The following is a 23,752-nucleotide window of genomic DNA, read 5'->3' as shown; positions in this document are numbered from 1 at the left end:
TTTCCGAACCTTCTTCAACGCCGGATGGCGTTTTACACAACGAAATGGATGATGCTCTGCAAGTCAGTGGTTCACTTTGGTTGCATCGCGGCAACTCGTCGCTCGGCGGCCAGGCCCGAATTGCATTGCTCGAACAGATTGCCGCGCACGGATCGATCACCGCGGCCGCCAAAGCGGCCGGCATGAGTTACAAGGCGGCGTGGGATGCCGTGGATGCGATGAATCAGCTTGCCGGTGAGCCACTGGTCGCGCGCAGCACAGGCGGCCGTGGCGGTGGCGGCACGCGCCTCACTGCACGCGGGGCGAAGCTCGTGGCCGCGTTTCGGGCGGTGGAAGTGGCGCAACGGCAGTTTCTCGCGCGCGTGGCCAACGATCTCGAGCATTTCGACGAACAGTGGCCCGTGATCGCTCGACTCGGATTGCAAACGAGCGCCCGCAACCAGTTGCACGGCAACATTACCGACATTCGACGCTGTGGCGTGAACGACGAAGTCACGCTGACCTTGCCCGGCGGGGAGGCCATCACCGCGTCGCTGACGCATCACAGCACGCAGACGTTGGGGCTTGCCGTGGGCGGCGATGCATTCGCCCTCATCAAGGCGCCGTGGATCGAGATCGCGCGCGGCGCCGATCTTGCAGGACTGCCAACGGCCAACCGCCTCTCCGGCACGGTAGACGCCATTACCGACGACGCCGGGCAAGCGGAGGTGATATTGGCGTTGCCCGGCGGTAGCCGGCTCGCCGCCGTCATGCCGCACGACACGCTGTCGGCTCGCGGACTGACGGTGGGGGTCAGCGCGACGGCCGCGTTCGCGGCCGTCAGTGTGATCGTAGGCGTGATGGCCTGATGGCGTGAGGGCCATGGCCTGAAGGGGCGATGGCCCGACGCACACGCGTCAGGCCATCCAGTGCATTACAGCGCAGGGGTTTCGCAGTTCGGTGCGAGTTGTTGCTTCGCGTCACGACGATCCAGGCGCAGGCTCAACACCGCAACGCCCACCCCGATCAGCGGCACCAGCGCGGCCACCCAGGGCACTGCCGCCAACCCCGGGCCGTGGTCGATGACAAACCCACCGAGCCAGGCACCAATAGCATTTCCGAGGTTGAACGCGGCGATGTTGAAGCTCGACGCGAGACTTTCGCCCGCCCCCGAGGCCTTTTCCATCACCCACAGTTGCAGCGGGGCGACCGTGGCGAACGCCACCGCACCGAGCAGGGCCACGAACACAATGGCCAGCCATTGCGAGTGCAAGGCGAACGTCATCAAGCCGAGAACAACAGACAGCGCCAGCAAGCTACCCAACACGGTCGGCACGACACGACGATCCGCGAGTTTGCCGCCGAGCAGATTACCGACAACCAGCCCCCCGCCGAAGATCAGCAGAATCGGCGAGACAGCGCCTTCGGCAAAGCCGGTGACTTCGGTGAGCAACGGCGCGATGTAAGTGAAGACGCCGAACACGCCCACCCAGCCGAGCACCGTCGTGAGCAAACCGAGCAGCACCGGACGACGTGCCAGCGCACGCAGATCGGCACGCCAGTCGCCCGCATCTTTCGGTGCCGCGATCTTCGGCACGAACCAGGCGATCACGAGGAAGGCCAGCGCACCGATGACGGTAACCGCCCAGAAGCTCGCACGCCAGCCGTAATGCTGGCCCAGCCACGTACCGAACGGCACGCCGAGAATGTTTGCAACGGTCAGACCGGTAAACATCACCGCAATGGCCGACGCACGACGCTCACGCGGCACCAGACCGGTCGCCACGACCGAACCGACACCGAAGAACGTCCCGTGCGCGAACGAAGTCAGCACGCGGGCCGCCATCAGCGCGCCATAGCTGGGCGCCAGCGCACAGGCCGCGTTGCCGATCGTGAAGATCGCCATGAGCACCAGCAGCACGGTCTTGCGCGGCCAGCGAGCGGTGGCGGTCGTCATGAGCGGGGCGCCAACGACAACCCCCAACGCATAACCGGAAATAAGCAGGCCGGCGGCCGCGATCGAGACGCCGAAATCGGCGCCGACGTTGAGCAGCAGACCCATGATGACAAACTCCGTCACGCCAATGCCGAAGGCACCGGCGGTCAGGGCGTAGAGGGCGATGGGCACGGAAAACTCCTGTCTGAATATGAGGAAAGGTCACGCCGCCGAGGCGACGGTCGTGAACCGATGTGCGGAATATAGACGCCCTTGCATTGATGAAATAGACTGCTTAAAGGAAAATGATTTGTGACTTGATGTCACAACATCGCGCAAAGCCAGTCGTAGCAAGGGTCAGGGGGCACATCCGATGGGTCGACAGGACGTCAATCGCTCAGGCGATATGGAAGTTTTCGCTCGCGTCGTGGAGCTGGGCGGGTTCTCGGCGGCGGCGCGCGCGTTGCATATGACGCCGTCTGCCGTCAGCAAACTGATCGCCCGGCTTGAGTCGCGTCTGGGGGCGCGACTGTTCAATCGCTCGACGCGACGTCTGCAACTCACCCCCGAAGGCACGTCGTTTCACGAGCGCGCGTTGCGCGTGCTGGCCGACATCGAAGCCGCCGAGCGCGAAGCGGCGGCGGGCGCCGTACCGCGCGGCCTGTTGCGCGTGAATTCCAGCGTGCCGATCGGCTCGCTGTACCTGCTGCCGGTCATCCCGGCATTTCTCGCCAAGTACCCCGAGATCCGCCTCGATCTGACCCTCACCGACACGGTCGTCGACTTGCTGGAGCAGCGCGCCGACGTGGCCGTGCGCGCAGGCCCATTGCGCGACTCGCGGCTGGTGGCTCGCAAGCTCGGGGAAAGTCGCGTGCATGTGGTGGCGTCGCCCGAATATCTCGCGCGCAACGGCCCGCTGCGCTCGCCCGCCGACCTGATTCATCACAACGTCATGGCCTTCAACTTCGACCGTCAGGTACAGGGCTGGCCGTTTCTCGACGGTGCGGGAGGCATCACGCACTACCCGCAGATCGGCAATATGGTGGTAAGCGACGGCGACACCATGCGCAAGCTCGCCATTGAAGGACTGGGACTGGCGCGCCATTCCCGTTATCACGTCGATGCCGATTTGCGCGCGGGACGACTCGTCACCGTGCTGGAGGACTACAACCCGGGCGACCTGGAGCCGGTGCACGCCGTGTATGTCGGCCAAGGTGGCCATTTGCCTGCACGCGTCCGTGCGTTTCTCGACTTTCTTGTGGCCAACGTCCACCTGCCCTGAACCCGCAGAGATTCTGCCCCTCCCCGGACGCCGCGACTCAACCGGGCCCGTCGCTGGCCGCAGCCAGAAGGGGCACGATCAGATCGCTGATTGGCGTAGGAATGCCGCGCGCACGCGCATATCGCTGCACCACCCCGTTTCGGCTGTCCCATTCGAGCGGGCGCCCGGCTTGCCGGTCGGCAAGGATCGATGTGCCCAAGTCGGACGGAGAATGGGCGAATTGATCCACGATCGCTTGCGCGACTTCGTCGCCCAGTGTCGCCCCCGCCGCACGAGCCACCTCGAGACACTCCCGTAGATAGGCCAGTGCCAGCCCGGCGATGTCACTTCGGGAGAACATGCCGGCGCGACGATTTGTCAGCACCATCAACCCGGCTACCGCGTTCTGTAGAAGCTTTCGCCAGGCGACGGATGTGAAATCCGTTGCGACGTCGACCGAACACCATGTGCCACGCAAAGCCTCGAGCACCAGGCGGGTCCCCGGTGCGTCAGGCAAGGTGAGGCGCGCCTTGCCACGCAGCCAAACCGAGGCATCCGGTTCGCGTTGCGCAGGAAACCAGACCACCGATGGCAGCACTGGCCCTCCATGCACGTGCGGCGCGACAAGCGCTTTCTGCTCAAGTCCGTTTTGCAGCACGCAGACCACCGTCCTGGCGTCGCACAATGCCGAAAGCAAAGGGGCCGCTGCCGCTACCTGTGTCGACTTGACCGCGACGAACACCAGATCGAATGTGTCCCGGATCTCGACGGGATCCGTCCTCACCGGCCCCGGAACCACAATGCGATCGCTATCGGTACGCAGCACCAGATGCTCATGCCTCGTGCGGCCGTATATCGCCGGCGTGCGTCCAGCCGCATGCATCGCAGCGGCGACGGTCGTGCCAATTGCCCCCGGGCCCAGGATGGCAACGGATGGATTCTCTGACATCGTGATGGTGCTCCTGTTGTCTTGTCATTCCGGTCATGCGAGCGCGCGACGCCCGATGGCCTTCCTCGTCTATATTGCTATCCGAAATAGCTCTGCACGACGCTCGTTAGTGTGAGCGTCATCCGATCATCGCCGCCCCGATGGCAATGACAGTGCACGCCAACATCTTCCGAACGGTCAACGCATCGCCAAGGAAGACATACCCAATCAGCGCGGCGAAAAGCACACTGGTTTCTCGCAGTGCCGATACCGCCCCCATGGGCGCGCGAGCCATGGCGTAGATCACAATTCCGTAGGCCAGAAGAGAGACCCATCCGCCGACAAGTGCCTGCGCGAATCCGGGGCGGATAGCCAGCAGACTACCTGCGCCGCGCAGCCCGATGTACACCCCTGGCATCAAGATGCCCCACAAAGCGCACATCCAGACCGTGTAGGCCAGCGGAGCGCCGGACAGGCGCACGCCGATGCCGTCTGCCACGCTGTAAGCCGCAATGAAACACCCGGTTCCCAAGGCGTAGGGCAGGCTGGTGAGGGCGAGCCCGCGCCCGGTGAAGGCCAGGAAAACGATGCCGCCCGACACCAGCACAACGCCGAGCAAGGCATCGATCCCGATCTTCTCTCCAGCGAACACCGATGCCGCGACGACGATCATCACGGGGGAGGAGCCTCGTGCAATCGGATAGGTCTGTCCGAGCTCGCCCGCTCGATAGCTCCTGACAAGAAACAGGTTATAGCCAACGTGCAGCATCGCAGAAAGCACGGCATACCCCCAACTGGCTTCGGCTGGCGGCTTCAGAAACAGGGCGATTGCGGCGCTGGCGATCGCCACGGCCACACACATGATCGTCATCGACCAAAGCCGGTCGGCCCCGCCACGCAGCAGCGCATTCCAACTGGCATGCAGAAGGGCCGCCATCAGTACCAGGAGAACGATGTGAAAAGGCATACGCCATACTAAGCATCATCGGCCCCTGGGTTAAGCGAAGTCTCCTCATTGCAGGATGAGTGAATCCTCATGGGTCAACGATAGACTTGCTGAGCTTTGCCGGACTCCGCCAGAAGCCAGTGACGAAAGTTGACGATGTGGGGCTGCGACTCGACGCCCTTCGGGCAGACGAAGTAGTAGGCCACGGGAGACGGGAACGGAACGTCAAACAGCCGGACCAGACTGCCGTCGCCAATCTCGGCTTCCACGTGGCCACTTCTTGCCAGTGCAACTCCCTGCCCCAACAGCGCCGCTTCAATCGTCATGTTGGTGTCGGCAAATCTGACGTTTTCCTTGAGCGCCGATATGGCCACCCCGACTTGTTGAAACCAAAGCGCCCATTTCGGCACCAGATCGGAACCATCGCGCGTGAGCAGCGGGTAGCGTAATAATTCGGCAGGGTCGTGCGGTACGCCAAAGCGGTTCAGAAGTTCGGGACTGGCCACCGGAAAAATCTGCTCCCTGAACATGAAGTCCGAATGCAGTGCCGGGTAATTTCCACTGCCGAAACGGATCGCAACCTCCGGTTCCGTGCTCGAAAAATGGATGGCAGTGTCGGTGGTTTCGAGCGTGACCAGAATTTCCGGGTGCTGCCGGGACAGACTCGGCAGTCGGGGCAGCAACCATTTCAGGGCGAAGGAATACGTGGTACTGACTCTGAGCCGGACTCGACCTTTTTGCTCTCTCAGGTCGGCGAGCGTTGCCCCCAGACTCATGAAAAACTCGCGCACGATCGGCGCGAGGGCTGCACCTGCCGGTGTCAGGCGTAACGACCTGCCTCGCTCGAACAGTTGCAACCCCCACAGGTCTTCGAGGTGCTTTAGCTGATGACTGACCGCACTTTGGGTGATGTGCAGCTCCTCTGACGCAGAGGTAAACGTTGCGTGCCGTGTCGCGACCTCGAAAGCACGCAACGTGGCGGTAGGCGGCAGATCTCTCATGTCATCGCTTCCTCGGTGAGCGTTCCAGAATTTCACACGTATGAATCGATGCTCATGATGCGGCCTCCCGCCGCAGTGCTCAAGATGTCCGTTGGCGATGCGACCAGACAAAGAGCGGCCACGCCAGCGCGGCGCAGATCAAACCACCCGCCCATACCAGTCCCCAACTGCCAATCGACAGCAGCAACGGGATCGCGAGCGGCGTGAGGAACATCGTCAGGAAGACGCCTGTGTTGCCGATGCCCAGCGCTGTCCCGGCACGCGAGGCTCCCGCGAGCGTTGCCAGCTCGGTGAACGCGACACCGTGCCACGCCGACGCGACGACGCCGCCCGCAATCAACAGCGCGATCAACCACGGTGTGCCGTGTGCGAGCCAATCGGGACGATGCGCGAGCGCCGTGACGAGCAGCGCCAGCAGCGCGAAAACCACACCGACGACAATCGTGCACACGCGCAAATACGCCGGGCGATTACGACGCTTGTCCGTATAACGCCCGCTCCACACGCGGGTGATCGCCGCGCCCGTCTGCACAGCGCCCAGCGTGAAGGAAATCGTCGCCACGCTGACATGCGCAAAGTCGTGCAAGAACACGGTGCCAAACGTCAGCACAGCGATTTGCGGCATCGCCAGCACCGCCATGCCCAGCGCAGTGCTCAACAGACGCGCATCGCGCAACGGCGTATAGCTCGCGGCCGGACGCCCGCCCGAAGCACTCGCTGCACGAGCTGCCGTGCTGGCGGTTTCATGCGGTTCCTCCGGCGGCTCGAGCAGCCATCGCCATGCCATGAACGCGGCGGCGACGCACGCGATCGCCAATTCGAAATACACCGCGCTGAAGCCGAAGTGCAACGCCGTGCCCGGCAATATCAGCGCGCCGATGCCACCGCCCATCGGCACGGCGCATTGCCGCACGCTCATGGCCAGACCGCGTTCGCTATCGTGAAACCAGCGCATGACCGCACGACCGCTCGATCCGTTCACACTGCCACCGAGTACGCCGATGGCCAGCATGCCCGCCGCGAGCATCGGCATCGACGGCACGTAATGCTTCGTTGGCACGCCCCACAACGCGAGGCAAACGAGCGCCGCCGCCGTCACCATCAGCCCGACGAGCAGCACCCGCCGGTCGCCCCAGCGGTCGGTCAGCATGCCCCACGGTAATTCGGAAATGGCAATGCCCAGACCGATCATGCCGAGCACGAGTCCGAGGTCGCCGTTGGCAAGCGCATAGGCGCTGCGCATCTGCACGGCCGTGGCGGGAATGCCGCCCATCGCGGCGGCGAAGCTGCAGTTGGCCGCCACGCCAACGCCCAGCACCTTCCAACGATGGTTACGTCCGAGTTTGTGGGTGAGGGGTGACGGGCCCAGCACAGGTGGCGCCTGATGGCTGGTCGCGGTCACAGCAGCAGGGGCAGTACACAGCCGTTCATTCATAGGTGACACGGTGCGCGGCCCGCGGGCACGCGGCTCAGAGCGGAGAAGTCGCGGCATCCCGTCTCGCACCAAACCCCGATTCGGGACACCATGCTCCGCATCCTACGGATAGACAATCCATCGGAAAAGCGGGAAAATTCGATGACTTATATCGTGTTTTCCGGATCATCTTCGGAAGTGACGGTGCGGCGCCTGTGCCGTCAACGCGATGCCATCCGAGAGATGCCATGAATGCCCGTGCCTTCGATCTCACGCAGTTGCGTACCTTTATCGCCATTCACGATGCCGGCAGCATTTCGGCCGCGGCCGAGCAGATCTTTCTGTCGCAATCGACCGTGAGTGAGCAACTCAAGAAGCTCGAAGAGCGCGCCGGACAGCCGTTGCTGGTGCGCTCGCGCAAAGGCATGCGCCCGACCCCTGCGGGCACGCGACTCCTCGCCTATGCGCGGCAGATTACGGCGCTGTCCGAAGCAGCGTTTGAAGATCTGCAAGGGGTGCTGCTCGATGGCGAGTTGCGCATCGCCATCACGGATTACTATCGCCCCCACGACGTCGGGCGCGTACTCAAGCGGTTCACAAGCCTTTATCCGCGCCTGCGTCTGCATGTGAGCGCCATGCAAAGCGCGCAAATCGAGCGCACCGCGCTGACCGGCGAACACTTCGATGTGGGGTTGGCGTTACGCCTGATGAATGAGGATGTCGGGCGGGGCGCCAAGGCGCTGGGCTATCGCACGCCGGGGACGCTGGTACGCCGCGAGCGTCTCGTGTGGGCGATGTCGTCGACGCTGGCCGAGCCGGTCGACGAGCCGTTGCCGCTGGTGACGCTGCCGCCCTCGTGTGCGCTGCAAAGCCTCGTGCTCAGTGTGCTCGAGCGGCACAAGGTGCCTTACCGCGTCTCTCACTCGGCGGCGGGCGTGGCTGGCATGCAACTGGCGCTCGGGGCCGGACTGGGTATCTCTTGCCTGAACGAATCGGCGCTCACGTCCGATCTCATCGTGTGTCCGGCGTCGCTCGGCCTGCCGCCGCTGCCGCGCGCGGAATTCCACCTGCTGCCCGGACGCGCCGACGAGACCGACCTGATCCGGCACGCGCGCAATGCGCTGTTGCGGCTCTTCGCGTGATACCTTTGCCCCCTATCCCGTTTTTGTCCGCTCACTGCGGTTGCCGTCATGCCGGAAGCCACACCGATTCGTCTGAATTTCAACACCCGCCGCGCGCTGCTGTTCGCTCTGACGGCCGAGCGTCTGTCGGCGTTCTACGAACACGGGCAGTGGATGACGGACAAACAGGGCGCCACCCTCGCACAGATGTGGCTGTCGCGCTCGAAGCTGCAATTGCCGCTGGAGGAGCGACGCCTGCTATCGACCTTGAGCGACGATTTCGCGCGCGAACTGGCCGGCACGCTCTCTCGCGAGGCCGGCCTGTATACGGCACATGAAATGATGGAATCGCTCGACGCGGACTATGCTTACGCGTCGGTCGTCGCGCAGGATCTGCTGGAAGACTGCACGCGACGCCTCGTCGAGGCGGGCGTGACTGACTGATATCGCCGGATACGGTCTGACAGGGACGGTTCGCGAGTCGCCGTGCGCTGTCGCACCGCGTGCGGATAGCGGCAGTGCATGGTCGTCACGCGCCGATGCCACGCTCCTGTACCAGCACCCACGGTGCCACGACAACGGCCCAAAGCTCGGGCGTGCGCGTGGCGTAGTCATTCGCGTGTTCGGCTTGCATGCGCTGCACCATGCCCGACGAGAGCCATTGCGACACGGTGTCCTTGTCGTCGTTCGCCACCGCCTCGGCGACCGACACGAGGTCAACGCCGGGGGCAACGTACAGCAGCACCCCGCGTGCGAAAAACGACTCCAGGTCCTTCCAGTCGATCTTGGCGGTCTCACTGAGCAGGCGCACGTAGACGTCGCTGGGCTCAGACGACGGATTTTGAGGGCGTTGATCCGATTGGGCGGGCTTGGGTGAATCCATGACGGCGGGGCTCCGGGGCAGCGCACAGGCCGAAGTACGGCAGCGCGCGAAAAAGCGTCAATATCGAAAACCCGCATTGTAATGCGCCCCGGCGTGCTTGACGGTGGTAGCATCGGAACCCCACGTATGACGTCGGTGTCGCAGTGACATGGCACGGCCGCTGCGTGGTGGCTAACGTTTTACCGAGGAACCGCATGTCCAAACAAAAAACCGATCCCAAGCTGGAACAAGCCCTGACGCGCGGCGATCTCGCCATGCGCCAGATCAACTCTGCCCGTGCAACCGCGTTGTTGCGCGCGCTTGGCGAGATGATCGTGGCAGCGTCGGCAACGATCGGCGTCGAAGCGGTGGTAGACGTGCCTAACGGCGACAAGGTCTACGACCCGGAAGACGGTGTGTGGCCGCAGGCACTCGTACTGTCGTTCGACGGCCCCATCGACGAAGCCGAAGAGGAAGAGCTGCGCACCGTGCAGTTGATTGCCGACAAACATCCGGAGACGTTCCGGGTGGTGTGGCACCGTGCCGATGGCAAGATGGGCCGCCATGAAGCGCGTCCGCTCGCGATGGTCGCCTTCCTGACCGACGTCGAAGTGCCGTGGCTCGACGACGATGCCTGATGCCGCATCGACACTGACAGCACGAGGGGCAAACGTCAGCGTTGCCCCCCGTGACAAGCGTCGACCCACCGCCGCCCGAGGCTCACGCCCGGGCGGCGGTTTTGTTTGGTCACTCGGCGGACGCCCTCGCCAGATCGGGGGACGGTCGATGCCAGACTGCAATCAGCAGGCCTGCTGCAATGAAGCCGGCGCCAAGCAACCCGGCAACACTCAATCGATCCCCTAACAGCAAGAATCCGAAGACCGTGGCAAATAGCGGATCACTGGTCTCGATGATCTGCACTTTGCTGGCTTGTCCGCCCTCTACCGCGCGCGTCGTGAAATAGAAGCCGCCGATCGTCGGCAGCAAGACAAGCGCGCAGATGGTCGCCCACATGGCCCCCTCGGGGATGGCGAAGCCCTCACGCACGAGCGGCGTGAGCAAGAAAACACTTCCGAATCCGAAAAGCCAGACGAGCTGCGGTAATCCCGAGCCGATCCGGAACCCCTTGGAAAGAAAAATGAACAGCGCATAGCCGCACCCGCCCATCAAAGCGAGCCCCATGCCGGACAGACTGCCGGTGACGCCGTGCTCGAACACACTCATCAGGCCAACGCCGGCAACGATCGCCGCAAAGGCGCCGAGTTTCTGTCGCGTGACCTTTTCGCCGAGACACAGACCGGACAGCGCAATTGTGGCCCCGCCTGCGGCATAAGTGAGGAACGAAACCAGTGGGACCGATGCGTGCGCGAATGCTTTCGTCTCGAAGTAATAGAGACCAAAGATACCCAGAAGCGAGAGGCACGCGAATTGTGGCCAGCGACGGGCGAGGCCAACCGTCTGCGCACGTAGCTGCGGGCGACATGCACAGAGTGTGCAAACCAACAGGAACGCGCCGAAGCACTTCCAGAAGGCGATCAGCGCGGGGGTGGCCCCTTGATCGAATCCGACCCGCGTCAGTACGCCGATCGTGCCGTTCAATAGCGCTGCGAACAGTGCACAGGCCTCGGGCCCGTAACGCGCGTGCTTTCCTGCCATCTCCCCTCCGCTGAACGTTCCGACGACACAGGCAAAGCGCGCCCGCTTACGTCATCGCATCTCACGCCCCGGGGGAAAGCGCACCCAATTTGACCTCGCATTCTGCCAGCGCAAGCTCACCGGCAGAATACGATTCGGTGCGAAAAGTCAGATTTCAGAATTTGCGGACGAGCAATCTCTCACGGCAGCGTCCACCGAATGTGTTTCGCTCAAATCGATGCCAGCGCAAACGTATGGCCCGTCGGAATCTTGTCGACCGCGCCACCTTGCCTGAAATGCAGCGCGTCGAACTCGCCGAGCACCGTCGCGTTCTCTCCCTGCACGTGAAGTGCCGTGCCTTCGGGGATAGCGACAACGCTCTCGTCCGGATTGATCGCCAGATACTCCGCCAGACGTTCCTCGCGCGATTCCCCGTTGTGCCCCGCCGGCTTGCCGCTGATGAAGTGCGGATTCACCTGAAACGGAATCAGATTGAGCGCCTTGAGCGTCGGCGGCTCGACGATCGGCATGTCGTTGGTCGTGCGAATGGTCGGGCAGACGACGTTCGCGCCCGCACTCCATCCCACATACGGCATGCCGGCGTTCACACGCTCGCGCAGCAGGCCCACGATACCCGCGTTGTACATGCGATCGAGTAGCGCGAACGTGTTGCCGCCGCCCACCACCACCGCCTGCGCCTGTTCGATCGCCGCGCGCGCATCCTTGTGGTGATGGATCGACTCGAGCACGTAACCCAACCGGTCGAACGTCGGCTTCACGCGCGCTTCGTACTCGTCATAGCTGAAGGTGATGCCCCCGGCGTATGGCACGAAGAGGACACTTTTCACGCGCCCCCGGAGCACTGCATGCACCTGATCGTCGGCGTGCGCCAGAAAGCCCAGGTTGCCCTTGCGGGAGCTGCTCATCATCAGTATCTGTTTCACGACTCATGCCTCCTGGGCAGATGGTTTCGAGGGAATGGCCCGTCTCTGGCACACGACCGAACACACAACGGGGCGCACCGCGCGCATTCGGTACAGACGAGGAGTGTACCCGGCGCCTCGTCTCGCGCCTTCCCTCCCTCCGGCACTCATTGCAGGCCAGGCCCTTCGCATCGCCGCCTGCGCGTTTCTCATGAAGTGAAACGTCATACCGAATGCTGCAACCGCACGCAAAAAAATTGGCCCCGGGCGCAAAGCCTTATGGCGCCGACGTCATACGCCAACCCTTATGCCACCTATAAGCTACGGGGGTCTCAAGGCTCGCATTCACGGGTTTCCGATCGCCCGGAGAAAGATTACACTCAGACTCTTATATAAGACTGCCCCTTATCGTCTGTCCTCCCGCCCCCCTTTCCGGTGATTTGTGCGCCGGAGCGAACATCGGGTGACCAGACGACATCGCGTCAACCAGGTTTTCAAACTCGAGTACAGCATCATGACTTCCACTTCCCAGCGTGGCGGCCTGAAGGTCGCAGACAATCTGATCGCGTTCATCGAAAAGGAAGCCCTTCCGGGCACCGGCGTCGATGTCGACGCGTTCTGGAAAGGCTTCGACGCCATCGTCCACGACCTCGCACCGAAGAACCGCGCCCTGCTCGCCGAGCGCGACCGCCTGCAAAGTGAGCTCGATGGCTGGCACCGCGCCAACCCGGGCCCGATTGCCGACGCCGCCGCCTATCGCGCGTTCCTCGAAAAGATCGGTTATCTGCTGCCCGCGCCCGCCAGCGTGAAGGCCACCACCGCCAACGTCGACTACGAGATCGCCGAACAGGCCGGCCCGCAGCTCGTCGTGCCGCTCTCCAACGCCCGCTACGCCCTGAATGCGGCGAACGCACGCTGGGGCAGCCTGTACGACGCGCTCTACGGCACCGACGCCATCCCCGAGACGGGAGGCGCCGAGAAGGGCACCGGCTACAACCCGAAGCGCGGCGAACTCGTGATCGCCTTCGCGCGTGGCTTCCTCGATCAGGCCGCCCCGCTGGCCGACGGCTCGCACAAGGACGCCACCGGCTACAGCGTCGAGAACGGCAAGCTCGTGGTCACGACCAGGAACGGCAAGACCGCACTGGCAACGCCGGCGCAGTTCATCGGCTATCAGGGCGACGCCGCCGCACCGACGGCCGTGCTGCTCAAGCACAACGGTCTGCACTTCGAGATCCAGTTCGACGCCTCGCACCCGATCGGCAAGACCGACGCGGCCCATATCAAGGACGTGCTCGTCGAAGCCGCGGTGACGACCATCATCGACTGCGAAGACTCGGTCGCCGCCGTGGACGCCGACGACAAGGTCGACCTGTACCGCAACTGGCTCGGCCTGATGCAAGGCACGCTGACGGAAGAAGTCACGAAGGGCGGCAAGTCTTTCACGCGCCGTCTGAACGCCGACCGCGAGTACACCGGTGCCGATGGCAAGCCGGTGAAGCTGCATGGCCGCTCGCTGCTGTTCATTCGCAACGTCGGCCATCTGATGACCAACCCGGCGATCACGGATCGCGAAGGCCGCGAGATTCCGGAAGGCATTCTCGACGGTGTGGTCACGGTGCTCGCCTCGCTGCACGATCGCAAGCATCAACTGAACTCGCGCACCGGCTCGATCTACATCGTCAAGCCGAAGATGCACGGCCCGGCCGAGGTCGCGTTCGCCGACGAACTGTTCGGCCGCATCGAAGACCTGTACAGCCTGCCGCGCAACACGCTCAAGATGGGCATCATGGACGAGGAGCGCCGCACCAGCGTGAACCTCTCGGCCTGTATCGCCGCTGCCGCGTCGCGCGTCGCCTTCATCAACACGGGCTTCCTCGATCGCACGGGCGACGAAATGCACACCGCGATGGAAGCCGGTCCGATGATGCGCAAGGGCGACATGAAGTCGTCGGCGTGGATCACCGCCTACGAGAAGAGCAACGTGCTCGTGGGTCTGGCCGCCGGCCTGCGTGGCCGCGCACAGATCGGCAAGGGCATGTGGGCCATGCCGGACCTGATGCACGCCATGCTCGAGCAGAAGATCGCACATCCGAAGGCCGGGGCGAACACCGCCTGGGTGCCGTCGCCGACCGCCGCCACGCTGCACGCGCTGCATTACCACATGGTCGACGTGCAGGCCGTCCAGCAGGAACTCGAGAAGATCGATTACGCCAAGGAACGCGACACGCTGCTCACGGGTCTGCTGACGGTGCCGGTCGTGGCCAAGGCCGAATGGAGCGCCGATGAAATCCGCAAGGAGATCGAGAACAACGCGCAAGGCATTCTGGGCTACGTCGTTCGCTGGATCGATCAGGGTGTCGGCTGCTCGAAGGTGCCGGACATCAACGATATCGGCCTGATGGAAGACCGCGCCACGTTGCGTATCTCGAGCCAGCATCTGGCGAACTGGCTGCGCCATGGCGTGATTACGCGCGAGCAGGTCGAAGAAACGCTCAAGCGCATGGCCGCCGTGGTCGACAAGCAGAATGCGGGCGACAAGCAGTATCGTCCGATGGCGCCCAACTTCGACGACTCGCTGGCATTCAAGGCCGCCAGCGCGCTGGTGTTCGAAGGACTGACGCAGCCCAACGGCTACACCGAGCCGCTGCTGCACAAGTACCGTCTCGAACTGAAGGCGAAGCAACGCGGATAATCGCCTGAGGCCATCGCCTCGGAAGATCGACCCGCGATAGGTCAGGCAGCACAAGACTTATCATCGGACGCCCGACGGGGTAACCTGTCGGGCGTCTTTGCATTTTCAGGAGCCGGCCGCGCATGGACCCCGCACTCGCCCTGCAACGCGCCGAACGGCGTGCCCTGTCCTTCCTTCTGGTCGCGCTGGCGATCTTTATCGCCACGCTTTTCATGCCGGAGCACTTCGTCACCGGCTGGATTCGCGCGGCGGCGGAAGCCGCCATGGTCGGCGGCCTGGCCGACTGGTTCGCGGTCGAAGCGCTGTTCCGGCGCATTCCGATCCCCGGCCTCTCTCGTCATACGAACATCCTGATTCGCAAGAAAGACGCCCTCGGCGACGGCCTTGCGCGCTTCGTGCGCGAGAAGTTTCTCGACACCCCGTCAGTCGTTCGGCTCATTCAGCAGCAAAATCCGGCCGACGCCGTCTCGCACTGGCTCGGCTCGCACGAGAACACGCGTCAACTCAGTGCGGTGCTGGTGAAGGTGGCGGGCGGTGTGCTCGACGTGATGGACGAGCGCAACGTGCAGGCTTTCATCCGCCGCGCGCTCGACACCATGATCGACCGGCTGGACTTGTCGCAATCGGCCGCGGCCATTCTCGATACGCTGACCCGCGACGGCCGCCATCAGGCCCTGCTCGACGAAACGCTGGACTACCTCGTCGAACTGCTCAACGAGCCGCAGACGCGCGAATTCATCTCGGCACGCATCGTCGACTGGCTCAAAACCGATCATCCGAAGAAGGAGAAAGTGTTGCCATCGGAGTGGCTGGGCAACAAGGGATCGGACATGATCTCGGCCGCCGTCACCCGTCTTCTCGCGCAAATGGAGGCCGACGAATCGCATCAACTCCGTCAGGCGTTCGATCGCGCGGTCGCGGGACTGATCGACCGATTGAAGCACGATGCCGATTTTCAGGCGAAGCTCGACGCGTTCAAAACGCAGCTCAAGGGCGATACGGCGTTGAACGCGTATGTGGGCGGCCTGTGGAACGAATGGCGAAGCTGGGTGAAGCGCGATCTCGCGCGCGTTGACTCGGTAATCGGCGCCAGGATCACCGGTGCGGCCGCATGGATCGGTCAGGAGCTGGCGCGCAGCGAATCGCTTCGCAAGGCCCTCGACGCGCAGTTGCTCGACGCCGCCGAACGCATGGCGCCGGGCTTTGCCGACTTCGTGACGGATCATATCCGTGCGACGGTGCATGGCTGGAATGCCGAACATCTGTCCCGGCAGATCCGCCTGAGCGTGGGGCAGGATCTGCAATACATCCGCATCAACGGCACCCTCGTGGGGGGTCTGATCGGGGCGGTGCTGTATCTGATCGCACAAGCCCCTGTACTGCTCGCGCGCACGCATTGATGCACTGACGCACTGCCCGCAGCCCTCCCGCAGACACCGTCCATCGGATCGGTGTCTGCCCGGCGCAACGCCGACGATGCAACGCAACCCTCGCCCAGCCTCCAGCCTCGCAAGACGCCATGCGGCTTCGCCGCTAATATCGATTCAATTTATCGATATATAAAAAATCAAAATTATATTTATACAACCTCGTTCCCTATAGTTCGGTCGCAGCCGCGCCGTCTCTCGCAAGCGCGCAGATGCTTCCCGAATATCTTAGAGAACGCCACACCTCATGAAGACCACGATTCTGGCCCGTCTGGGCCTTGCCGGCGCATGCGCCGCCATGGGCCTTGCTGCGACTACCGCGCATGCACAAAGCAACGTCACCATTTACGGCCTGATTTCGGGCGGTGTGGGCTACGTGAGTAATCAAGGTGGCAACAAGACATGGCAGGCGCTCTCGGGCACCAACCAGAATCCGCGCTGGGGTTTCCGCGGTTCGGAAGATCTCGGTAACGGCACCAAGGCCATCTTCACGCTCGAAGCCGGCTTCAACATCATGAACGGCACCGGCGCCCAGAACGGCCGCGCCTTCGGCCGTCAGTCGTTCGTCGGTCTGTCGGACAAGTCGTGGGGCACATTCACGTTGGGTCGTCAGTACGACACCATTCACGATTACGTCGGCCCGATCATCATTTCGAGCAACGGCGTGAACATCGGCGACAACGACAACGGGTACAACGATATCCGCATGCAGAACTCGGTGAAGTGGGTGAGCCCGACGCTCGGCGGCTTCCATGGCACGGCGCAGTACGGTTTCTCGAACTCGGCGACGGGCTTTCGCAACAACAACGCCTACAGCTTCGGCCTCGGCTACAAGTACGCCGATTTCGACTGGAATGCCGCCTACGCGCAGTACAACAACCCGTTCAGCGGCACGAACAACGACGGCGCCATCGCCAACGATTACGCCAGTCCGCTGCTGATCTTCTCGAAGAGCGCCACGCGTGCGAACGTCTTCGCGAGCCAGCAACGCATCTTCGCCACGGGCGGCTTCTATCGCTGGGGCCCGGCGCTCATCGGCGCGATGTTCTCGGACGTGCGCTACACGTACCTCGATGCGTCGCACCTGCATCTGCAAAACTACAACCTGACGCTGAACTACAACGTCACGCCGGCGCTTGTGCTCGGTGCGGCGTATGGTTTCACGTCGGGCAAGTACGATGTGATCAACACGCGTCCGCAGTGGCATCAGGTGAACCTGCAGGCCGACTACTGGCTGTCCAAGCGCACGGACGTCGCGCTCACGCTCAATGCCCAGCAAGCTGCCGGCGACGCGCAATACGCGCAACTCTTCGGCTACGCGGCGTCGAGCACCAAGCGCCAGATGGCCGTGACGCTGGGCATGCGTCACACGTTCTGACGCGTTGCCTTCCTTAATGCATGCCTAGCAAGTTCGACATCATGGCCAATCTGAACGAACGGAACACGCTCGCCGACGCAGGCACTTCGCCTCGTCAGGACCTTCGCAAGCGTCGTCACTTCCTGCGCACGTCGCTCGCCGCCTCGCTCGCCACGCTGGGCGCGACCGGTGCCCGCAGCGCCTTCGCAGACCTCACCTCGACCGAAGGTGCTGCGCGTCTGGCGGCCGATGGCACGTCGCGCCGCACCGTCATCATCGACTGCGATCCGGGTCAGGACGACGCGATCGCCATCCTCTTCGCGCTGGGCGCTCACGATCAGATCGACCTGAAGGCGCTCACCGCCGTGGGCGGCAACGTGCCGTTGAGTCTGACCGAGCGCAATGCGCGCATTGTGCGCGACTGGGCCGACAAGACCAGGACGCTGCCGGTCTACGCCGGCTGCCCGAAGCCGCTCATGCGCGAGCTGATCACTGCCGCGAACGTGCACGGCCGCACCGGTCTCGACGGCGTGACGCTGCACGAGCCGCGTGGCCCGCTGGCGCCGCAGCACGCCGTCACGTATCTGATCGACACCCTGCGCGCCGCGGCGCCGGGCAGTGTGACACTCGTGGCGCTCGGTCCGTTGACGAACATCGCCACCGCCCTGACTGCCGCGCCGGAGGGTACCAAAGCCCTGCGCGAAATCGTATTGATGGGGGGGGCGTGGTTCGAGCGCGGCAACATCACGCCGGCAGCCGAATTCAACATCTATGTCGACCCGGAAGCCGCAAGCATCGTGCTCGGTGCGGGCGTGCCCGTGACCGTCTTGCCGCGCGACGTCTGCGTGAAGGCACCGATCACGCCGGAGCGCGTCGCGCCGTTCCGCGCGTTGAAGAATCGTTGCGGTCCGATCGTGGCCGACATTCTCGCAGCCGAGGTGGCGTATCAGAAGGGACGCCGCGGCGTGGAATCCGCACCGATGTACGACCCCTGCACCATCGGCTATCTCGTCGATCCCACGATGTTCGGTGGCCGCCGTGTGAACGTTGCCGTGGAAACGACAGGTCAGTTGACACTGGGTGAGACGGTCGTGGACTGGAACGGCCGCTCGAAGCGCGCCGTGAACGCCACATGGATCACCGATGTGGACGCCGACCGCTTCTACGAAACGTTGCTCGCACGTATTGCGCGTTTGCCGTAACTCGCCGATGACATGACCATGTCACGTCGACGCCGGGACAGCGCGGTGGCCGGGAATGGCCGCCGCGTTTTTGCATGACGGGGGGCACGCGGCCCCTCACGTGGCGAGATGCGTTGCGATCCAGTCGCGGCAGGCACTGACCTGCGGCCCCCGCTCCTTGCCTTCGAGCGACATCAACGCCACGGTGCGCGTGACACGCGGTGCCGTGACGTCGAGGGCGACGAGCGCCGGATCGTGCAAATGCAGCGTGTAGAGCCTGGGCAGGATCGCGAGCGCAAGGCCGCTGCGCACCAGCGCGTAAAGCGGCTCGGTGTACTCCATGCGGTACTTCGGTTCGAGCCGCAGATTTTGCGACCCGCCCGTGCGTTGCAGAGAATCGCTGACATTGCCCCGCACGAACACCGCGAGGTCGCGCTCGGTGAGTTGCGCCCACGTGACCGATGCCGCGCGAGCGAGCGGATCGTCGCGACGCGCCACGAGCACGATCTCGTCATCGAACAGGTCGTCGCAACGAAAGCCGTCGGCAGTGGCGGCGTGTCCGGCCTCGTCGGCATCGTCGCGAACCCCGACGCCGAGATCGATTTCACCGCGTGCAAGGGCCGCGACGAGTTCGCTGTTCGGCAGGTCCGACAATGCGAAGCGCACGTTCGGATGCGCCTCGCGCAGCGTGCCGAGCACCGGCAGAAGACGTGCCGCTACCGACGGAATGAAGCCGATGCGCACCGTCTGCGCTTGCAAAGCGAAGGTGCTGCTCATGTCGTCGAAGGTCCCGCGGGCGGCGTTGAGCAGACGTTCGGCGAGCGGCAGGATGGTTGTGCCGGCCTCGGTCAGCGTCAGGCGATGTGCCGAGCGCTCGAACAGCCGGCCACCGAGCAGGAATTCGATCTGACGAATGGCCGCCGTGAGTGCGGGCTGCGTCACCGAAAGTGCCTGTGCCGCCTGTGTGAAGCTGCGCGAATGCGCAAGCGCCACGAAGTACTGCACCTGACGCAGCGTCAGCGCAGGCAGCGGCGGCACGGGGGACATCGACGCCCCGGACGAAGGCGCGGAGGGTGTGGAGGCTGCCGCCCGGGATGGCTTCGCCCCGCTCGCAGTGGCCGCTGGGTTCTCGGGACGTCGGGACGAAGTCGCCATGGCGCGCTCCTGTAGTGGCGTCCTGAGGAAAGATCAGGACAGCAATATCGCGAGACCGCTTTGAGGACTCGATGCGCCGGACGCCCAGGACATCCCGGGAATCCACGGTCTTCGCGAAGAATAGATTTGAATTATTGAATCATAAGTAATTTCATTTTTTATTTATAGTCGCACGCACGTAAAGTGCCACGCAAAGACCCACTATTCTTGGCTTATGCAGACTTCTACTCCTGAGCGCGACACGGTGCGCCCCGCGGCGTCGGACATCACTTCGGGCCGGCCAGCCGCTGTCCCGGGCGGCTGGCTCGAGCGCCGCTTCGCCATCGCCGGGCGCGGCTCCAGCGTGCGCACCGAAGTGCTGGCCGGCATCACCACGTTCCTTGCTGCCGCCTATCTGCTCGTCGTCATTCCCTCGCTGCTCGCCACGGGCGGCATGGATCGCGGCGCGGCCACCACGGCCGTCATGCTGGTCTTCGTGCTGTTCTCGGTGCTCATGGGTTTCTATGCGAACCTGCCGTTCGTCGTCGGGCCGGGCATCGGCGGATCGGTCATCGTGGGCGTCACGCTCGCCGCCACGGAACACGTGGCCTGGCAGACGGGCATCGCCATCGCCTTCCTGTCCGGCGTGCTGTTCCTACTGCTCACGGTAATCGGCGCGCGCAGCGTGGTCGCGCGATTGATTCCGACGGCCATCAAGCTGGGTCTGGGCGCGTCCATCGGGTTGTTCATCGCCGTGCTGGGCGTGCGCAATGCGGGGATGGTCGTGGCCAACGCCAAGACCAACGCATTTGCCCTGGGCGACTTCAGCAAGCCGGGCACGATCGTCGCGTTGATCGGTCTGGGCACTGCCGTGCTGTTGCAAGGCCGCAAGGTGCCGGGCGCGATCCTGTGGTCGATTCTGGTCGCGGCGGTGGCCGGGGTGCCGCTGGGCGTGACCAAGCTGCCCGAGTCATTCATTTCGCTGCCGCACAGCATTGCGCCGGTGGCCTTTCAACTCGACCTGCGCAGTGCGTTGACGATAGCCGCGCTGCCGTATCTGTTCGCGTTCTTCGCTGCCGAATTCTTCTCCACGCTGGGCACCACGCTCGCCGTCGGCGGCAAGGCTGGCCTGCTCGACGAGCACGGCAACATGGAGAACATCAACCGTCCGTTCCTCGTCGATTCGATCGCCGCGACAGGCGGTGCATTGCTCGGCATTCCGGCGCTGACGGCACTGGTCGAGTCCGCAGCCGGTGTCGAAGCGGGGGGCCGCACCGGTCTCACGTCGATTGCCGCTGCCGTGATGTTCGCGCTGATGTGCTTCTTCGTGCCGGTCGCGCTGGCCATTCCGAAGGAAGCCACGGCGCCCGCGTTGATCCTCATTGGTCTGTCGATGTTCAGCACCATCCGTCATGTGCCGTTCGACGATTTCAGCGATGCGTTCCCCGTGCTGGCGATGGTGCTGCTCACGCTGCTCTCGAACAGCTTCGGCACCGGTATCGCGGGCGGGCTGCTGTGCTACGTGCTGGTCAAGGCGCTGATGGGCCGCTTCAGGGAATTGCCGTGGGGACTGTACGTGCTGGCGCTGCCGCTGGCGTATTACTTCTGGACGGTGGTGGGACGCCATTGAGCGGCACACCGTTCAACCGGCAGATGCCCCGTCTGCCGGTGAATTCAAGAGAAGACTAGACGTGATGACAGAGACACCGGGCCATGTGCCCGCCGCACGCACCGGCGTGCAGATTCAGGAGGCGCACCGCACGTTTTTCCATGCGATGCCGAAGGTTGAATTGCATTGCCATTTGCTGGGCGCGGTGCGTCACGACACGTTCGTGGCGCTCGCGGAAAAATCGAACGCGCCGCTGGCGCGTGTCGAGATCGACGCCTTTTACACGCGTGGCGAAAAGCCGGTCGGGGTGTTGCGCGTACTGCGCGCGCTCGACGAGCATCTGTTGACCACGCCTGACGATCTGCATCGCATCGCCTACGAATATCTGGCCGACGCCGCAGCGCACAACGTGCGCTACAGCGAGTTTTTCTGGAACCCGACGGGCACCGTGCGCACCTCTGGTATTCCTTATCCGCGCGCGCAAGACGCCATCGTCGCCGCCATTCGCGATGCCGCACGCGATCACGGCATCGTCGGCCGTCTCGTGCCGAGCATCGATCGTGAGGCCGATCCGCGCGAAGCCGTCGAGATGGTGGAGTGGATGCGCGCCCATCGTGCTGACGAAGTGATCGGCATCGGTATCGACTACCGGGAGAACGACCGGCCACCGGAGCTGTTCTGGAAGGCGTATCGCAATGCGCGTCTGGCGGGCTTCAAGACGACCGCGCACGCGGGCGAATTCGGCATGCCGTGGACCAACGTCGAGACGGCCGTCGAACTGCTCAAGTGCGATCGCATCGATCATGGTTACACCATCGTCGATGCACCGGACTTCGCGCGCGAATGCGCCGAGCGCGGCATCGTCTTCACTGTCGTGCCGACCAACTCGTATTACCTGCGCACGCTCACGCCGGAGCGTTGGGCAGAGGATCACCCGATTCGCCGCATGCCCGGGCTCGGACTGAAGCTGCACCCGAACACCGACGATCCGACGCTGCACAAGGTCAATCCCGCGCAGGCATGGGAGCTGATGTACAGCCACTTCGGGTTCTCGCTCGACGACCTGCGCGGCTTCATGCGCAACGGCCTCGACGGTGCCTGGATCGACGACAGCACGCGCCGCGATTGGCATCGCAGTTTCGCGACGGACTTCGATGCAGCGCGCGATACGCTCACCCGGACGCTGGCGGCCTGACGCCCCGGCATCCCCGCTTTTCCTTGGTCTCACCCGACCTTCAGCCGCCTTCGGGCGGCTTTTTTTCGGGCCGCTTTCACGCATTCCGCGAACGAAAAAAAGCCGGCCTGGGCAGGCCGGCAGCGTCGCATCGCTTGGGGTCGATGCGTCAATGCAACTTACGAGCGGTTGTCCTGATCGAGCAGGTGACGGTCGTTCAGTTGAGCGCGCACATCGGCACGCGTGAGCGAATCCGCCGGCGCGGCTTGTTGCGCTTGCGTAGCCGACACCAGCGGCGCGCCGGTTTCGACCTGATTCAACTGGCCGCTAGCGCTGGCTTGCGCCAGTTCGCTGCGCACTTCGGCGCGAGCCACCTGGCTTTGGGTAGCGACTTGCAAATCGGAAACGTTGTTGTCGTAGCGAGCGTCAGCGAAAGCAGAGGCCGATACGAACGAAGCAGCAGCGACAACGGCAGCAAGGATACGGGTGTTCATGGTGAGACTCCTGTCATTAGTTGATAACGTCTTGATCAGCTAGCGTTCGGGGCATCGGCAGCGGAGGTGTCAGGCGTCAATCGACAGCATCAATCGACTTTCGGCACTTCGTTTTGCTGCGTTGCGGTGTCCGTCGCGTTGGCATGGATGAATCTTAGGGAAAACCCGTGGTTTTTTCGCAACTGAGCGTCCACAAAACGCAACCGATCGTCCGATTCGAAAAAGCTATTGAAAATCAACCATTTAATGCCGATAAAACAACAATATGGCGCGTGAATGGCGCCCGCCGGGCAGCGATTCGACGGCAAATGTCGCCGCGTGCAATAGCTTGTTTGTTCAGGTGGGGTTTATTGCTGGGTGTGACAGCAGTAGAGTGACAACGTGATGAAGTCAACTGGCCTCGTGAGTCGCAAGGTGCGCCGCACCGCGAACGACGCCGGTTCGAACAGGAGCAATACCATGGCTGCCCTCGGTTCTTTCCTTCTGCTGGCGAGTGCTTCGCTGCTCACCGCTTCCTATCTTCGCAGCCGTGCCGAGCGTACACGTCGTCAGCAGGCGCGCGTGACGCGTCGCTGAACCGAAGCATCCGCTTCCCTCACGTCTCGAGATATCGCTGGGTCGTTCGCCCGGTCACCCCGAATTCGGCGACGAATCCACGTTTCTGACGGCTCATTA

At 63.6% G+C, this 23,752-nt stretch carries 21 protein-coding genes; 11 read left to right on the top strand and 10 right to left on the bottom strand.

Translation table 11 applies throughout. The features are described from left to right. The first annotated feature begins 44 nt into the window (after window positions 1–44). Window positions 45–848 carry a TOBE domain-containing protein gene (locus PI93_RS00595; protein WP_039373391.1) on the top strand — a complete coding sequence of 268 codons (804 nt, stop codon included), beginning with the start codon at window positions 45–47 and terminating at the stop codon, window positions 846–848. Between the two features lie 65 nt (window positions 849–913). Here PI93_RS00595 and PI93_RS00590 read toward each other — a convergent pair whose 3' ends face one another. Further along, window positions 914–2,107: an MFS transporter gene (locus PI93_RS00590; RefSeq protein WP_039373390.1), complete on the bottom strand. Its 1,194-nt coding sequence runs from the start codon at window positions 2,105–2,107 to the stop codon at window positions 914–916. A 181-nt stretch (window positions 2,108–2,288) separates the two neighbouring features. Here PI93_RS00590 and PI93_RS00585 point away from each other — a divergent pair, with 181 nt between their 5' ends. Then, complete coding sequence (locus PI93_RS00585) at window positions 2,289–3,197, top strand: LysR family transcriptional regulator (RefSeq protein ID WP_039373387.1); 909 nt, start codon at window positions 2,289–2,291, stop codon at window positions 3,195–3,197. A gap of 37 nt (window positions 3,198–3,234) precedes the next feature. Here PI93_RS00585 and PI93_RS00580 read toward each other — a convergent pair whose 3' ends face one another. The 4 genes from PI93_RS00580 to PI93_RS00565 all read right to left on the bottom strand — a co-directional run bounded on the left by PI93_RS00580 (window position 3,235) and on the right by PI93_RS00565 (window position 7,486). After that, window positions 3,235–4,131, bottom strand: coding sequence for an oxidoreductase (locus PI93_RS00580; protein ID WP_201278439.1), 897 nt, complete (start codon window positions 4,129–4,131; stop codon window positions 3,235–3,237). Window positions 4,132–4,243: 112 nt separating this feature from the next. Continuing rightward, window positions 4,244–5,071, bottom strand: coding sequence for a DMT family transporter (locus PI93_RS00575; RefSeq protein ID WP_039373385.1), 828 nt, complete (start codon window positions 5,069–5,071; stop codon window positions 4,244–4,246). Window positions 5,072–5,145: 74 nt separating this feature from the next. Beyond that, window positions 5,146–6,051: a transcriptional regulator GcvA gene (gene gcvA / locus PI93_RS00570; protein WP_039373383.1), complete on the bottom strand. Its 906-nt coding sequence runs from the start codon at window positions 6,049–6,051 to the stop codon at window positions 5,146–5,148. Window positions 6,052–6,130: 79 nt separating this feature from the next. Next, entirely contained in the window at window positions 6,131–7,486 is a 1,356-nt protein-coding gene (locus PI93_RS00565; RefSeq protein WP_080759338.1) for an MFS transporter, read from the bottom strand. Between the two features lie 227 nt (window positions 7,487–7,713). Between PI93_RS00565 and PI93_RS00560 the strand changes: the two genes are divergently transcribed. Together PI93_RS00560 and PI93_RS00555 are read left to right on the top strand one after the other, a co-directional pair. After that, a complete protein-coding gene (locus tag PI93_RS00560) occupies window positions 7,714–8,607 on the top strand; it encodes a LysR family transcriptional regulator (RefSeq protein WP_039373381.1) in 894 nt (297 codons plus the stop codon). A 48-nt stretch (window positions 8,608–8,655) separates the two neighbouring features. Continuing rightward, window positions 8,656–9,030 (top strand): hypothetical protein, encoded by a 375-nt coding sequence (locus PI93_RS00555; RefSeq protein WP_039373380.1) that lies wholly within the window; start codon window positions 8,656–8,658, stop codon window positions 9,028–9,030. A gap of 85 nt (window positions 9,031–9,115) precedes the next feature. On the opposite strand, the gene PI93_RS00550 is transcribed toward PI93_RS00555, so the two are convergent. Further along, on the bottom strand, window positions 9,116–9,469 hold the full coding sequence (locus PI93_RS00550) for a DUF2288 domain-containing protein (protein WP_039373379.1): 354 nt from the start codon (window positions 9,467–9,469) through the stop codon (window positions 9,116–9,118). A 194-nt stretch (window positions 9,470–9,663) separates the two neighbouring features. Between PI93_RS00550 and PI93_RS00545 the strand changes: the two genes are divergently transcribed. Continuing rightward, window positions 9,664–10,086, top strand: a complete 423-nt coding sequence (locus tag PI93_RS00545; RefSeq protein WP_039373377.1) for a hypothetical protein — start codon at window positions 9,664–9,666, stop codon at window positions 10,084–10,086. Window positions 10,087–10,195: 109 nt separating this feature from the next. On the opposite strand, the gene PI93_RS00540 is transcribed toward PI93_RS00545, so the two are convergent. Together PI93_RS00540 and pepE are read right to left on the bottom strand one after the other, a co-directional pair. Next, window positions 10,196–11,104: a DMT family transporter gene (locus tag PI93_RS00540; RefSeq protein WP_039373375.1), complete on the bottom strand. Its 909-nt coding sequence runs from the start codon at window positions 11,102–11,104 to the stop codon at window positions 10,196–10,198. Window positions 11,105–11,313: 209 nt separating this feature from the next. Next, window positions 11,314–12,027: a dipeptidase PepE gene (pepE, locus tag PI93_RS00535; RefSeq protein WP_039373374.1), complete on the bottom strand. Its 714-nt coding sequence runs from the start codon at window positions 12,025–12,027 to the stop codon at window positions 11,314–11,316. A 493-nt stretch (window positions 12,028–12,520) separates the two neighbouring features. On the opposite strand from pepE, the gene PI93_RS00530 reads away from it, so the two are divergent. From PI93_RS00530 to PI93_RS00515, 4 genes are all read left to right on the top strand, one after another. Continuing rightward, the gene (locus tag PI93_RS00530) at window positions 12,521–14,701 is read left to right on the top strand and encodes a malate synthase G (RefSeq protein WP_039373373.1); all 2,181 of its coding nucleotides are present in this window, start codon (window positions 12,521–12,523) and stop codon (window positions 14,699–14,701) included. Between the two features lie 122 nt (window positions 14,702–14,823). After that, window positions 14,824–16,101, top strand: a complete 1,278-nt coding sequence (locus PI93_RS00525; protein ID WP_039373372.1) for a DUF445 domain-containing protein — start codon at window positions 14,824–14,826, stop codon at window positions 16,099–16,101. 274 nt (window positions 16,102–16,375) lie between these two features. Continuing rightward, the gene (locus PI93_RS00520) at window positions 16,376–17,506 is read left to right on the top strand and encodes a porin (protein WP_039373370.1); all 1,131 of its coding nucleotides are present in this window, start codon (window positions 16,376–16,378) and stop codon (window positions 17,504–17,506) included. Window positions 17,507–17,547: 41 nt separating this feature from the next. Next, a complete protein-coding gene (locus tag PI93_RS00515; protein WP_080759344.1) occupies window positions 17,548–18,687 on the top strand; it encodes a nucleoside hydrolase in 1,140 nt (379 codons plus the stop codon). 96 nt (window positions 18,688–18,783) lie between these two features. Here PI93_RS00515 and PI93_RS00510 read toward each other — a convergent pair whose 3' ends face one another. Further along, a complete protein-coding gene (locus tag PI93_RS00510) occupies window positions 18,784–19,713 on the bottom strand; it encodes a LysR family transcriptional regulator (RefSeq protein ID WP_039373369.1) in 930 nt (309 codons plus the stop codon). A gap of 322 nt (window positions 19,714–20,035) precedes the next feature. Here PI93_RS00510 and PI93_RS00505 point away from each other — a divergent pair, with 322 nt between their 5' ends. Together PI93_RS00505 and PI93_RS00500 are read left to right on the top strand one after the other, a co-directional pair. After that, window positions 20,036–21,430 carry an NCS2 family permease gene (locus tag PI93_RS00505; protein WP_080759337.1) on the top strand — a complete coding sequence of 465 codons (1,395 nt, stop codon included), beginning with the start codon at window positions 20,036–20,038 and terminating at the stop codon, window positions 21,428–21,430. Window positions 21,431–21,494: 64 nt separating this feature from the next. Then, complete coding sequence (locus PI93_RS00500) at window positions 21,495–22,604, top strand: adenosine deaminase family protein (protein ID WP_039373368.1); 1,110 nt, start codon at window positions 21,495–21,497, stop codon at window positions 22,602–22,604. A 158-nt stretch (window positions 22,605–22,762) separates the two neighbouring features. Here the strand turns inward: PI93_RS00500 and PI93_RS00495 are convergent, their stop codons facing one another. After that, window positions 22,763–23,077: a DUF4148 domain-containing protein gene (locus PI93_RS00495; protein ID WP_039373366.1), complete on the bottom strand. Its 315-nt coding sequence runs from the start codon at window positions 23,075–23,077 to the stop codon at window positions 22,763–22,765. Window positions 23,078–23,752: the final 675 nt, after the last annotated feature.

This window comes from Pandoraea fibrosis (assembly GCF_000807775.2).
Taxonomy (GTDB): domain Bacteria; phylum Pseudomonadota; class Gammaproteobacteria; order Burkholderiales; family Burkholderiaceae; genus Pandoraea; species Pandoraea fibrosis.
This window is presented reverse-complemented; position numbering and strand designations above follow the sequence as displayed.

Bases quoted from the DNA above. Each gene is read 5' to 3' on its own strand.
- PI93_RS00595 (WP_039373391.1), top strand. From the start codon at position 45: ATGGATGATGCTCTGCAAGTCAGTGGTTCACTTTGGTTGCATCGCGGC.
- PI93_RS00585 (WP_039373387.1), top strand. From the start codon at position 2,289: ATGGGTCGACAGGACGTCAATCGCTCAGGCGATATGGAAGTTTTCGCT.
- PI93_RS00575 (WP_039373385.1), bottom strand. From the start codon at position 5,071: ATGCCTTTTCACATCGTTCTCCTGGTACTGATGGCGGCCCTTCTGCAT.
- gcvA (WP_039373383.1), bottom strand. From the start codon at position 6,051: ATGAGAGATCTGCCGCCTACCGCCACGTTGCGTGCTTTCGAGGTCGCG.
- PI93_RS00565 (WP_080759338.1), bottom strand. From the start codon at position 7,486: ATGAATGAACGGCTGTGTACTGCCCCTGCTGCTGTGACCGCGACCAGC.
- PI93_RS00560 (WP_039373381.1), top strand. From the start codon at position 7,714: ATGAATGCCCGTGCCTTCGATCTCACGCAGTTGCGTACCTTTATCGCC.
- PI93_RS00555 (WP_039373380.1), top strand. From the start codon at position 8,656: ATGCCGGAAGCCACACCGATTCGTCTGAATTTCAACACCCGCCGCGCG.
- PI93_RS00550 (WP_039373379.1), bottom strand. From the start codon at position 9,469: ATGGATTCACCCAAGCCCGCCCAATCGGATCAACGCCCTCAAAATCCG.
- PI93_RS00545 (WP_039373377.1), top strand. From the start codon at position 9,664: ATGTCCAAACAAAAAACCGATCCCAAGCTGGAACAAGCCCTGACGCGC.
- PI93_RS00540 (WP_039373375.1), bottom strand. From the start codon at position 11,104: ATGGCAGGAAAGCACGCGCGTTACGGGCCCGAGGCCTGTGCACTGTTC.
- PI93_RS00530 (WP_039373373.1), top strand. From the start codon at position 12,521: ATGACTTCCACTTCCCAGCGTGGCGGCCTGAAGGTCGCAGACAATCTG.
- PI93_RS00525 (WP_039373372.1), top strand. From the start codon at position 14,824: ATGGACCCCGCACTCGCCCTGCAACGCGCCGAACGGCGTGCCCTGTCC.
- PI93_RS00520 (WP_039373370.1), top strand. From the start codon at position 16,376: ATGAAGACCACGATTCTGGCCCGTCTGGGCCTTGCCGGCGCATGCGCC.
- PI93_RS00515 (WP_080759344.1), top strand. From the start codon at position 17,548: ATGGCCAATCTGAACGAACGGAACACGCTCGCCGACGCAGGCACTTCG.
- PI93_RS00510 (WP_039373369.1), bottom strand. From the start codon at position 19,713: ATGTCCCCCGTGCCGCCGCTGCCTGCGCTGACGCTGCGTCAGGTGCAG.
- PI93_RS00505 (WP_080759337.1), top strand. From the start codon at position 20,036: ATGCAGACTTCTACTCCTGAGCGCGACACGGTGCGCCCCGCGGCGTCG.
- PI93_RS00500 (WP_039373368.1), top strand. From the start codon at position 21,495: ATGACAGAGACACCGGGCCATGTGCCCGCCGCACGCACCGGCGTGCAG.
- PI93_RS00495 (WP_039373366.1), bottom strand. From the start codon at position 23,077: ATGAACACCCGTATCCTTGCTGCCGTTGTCGCTGCTGCTTCGTTCGTA.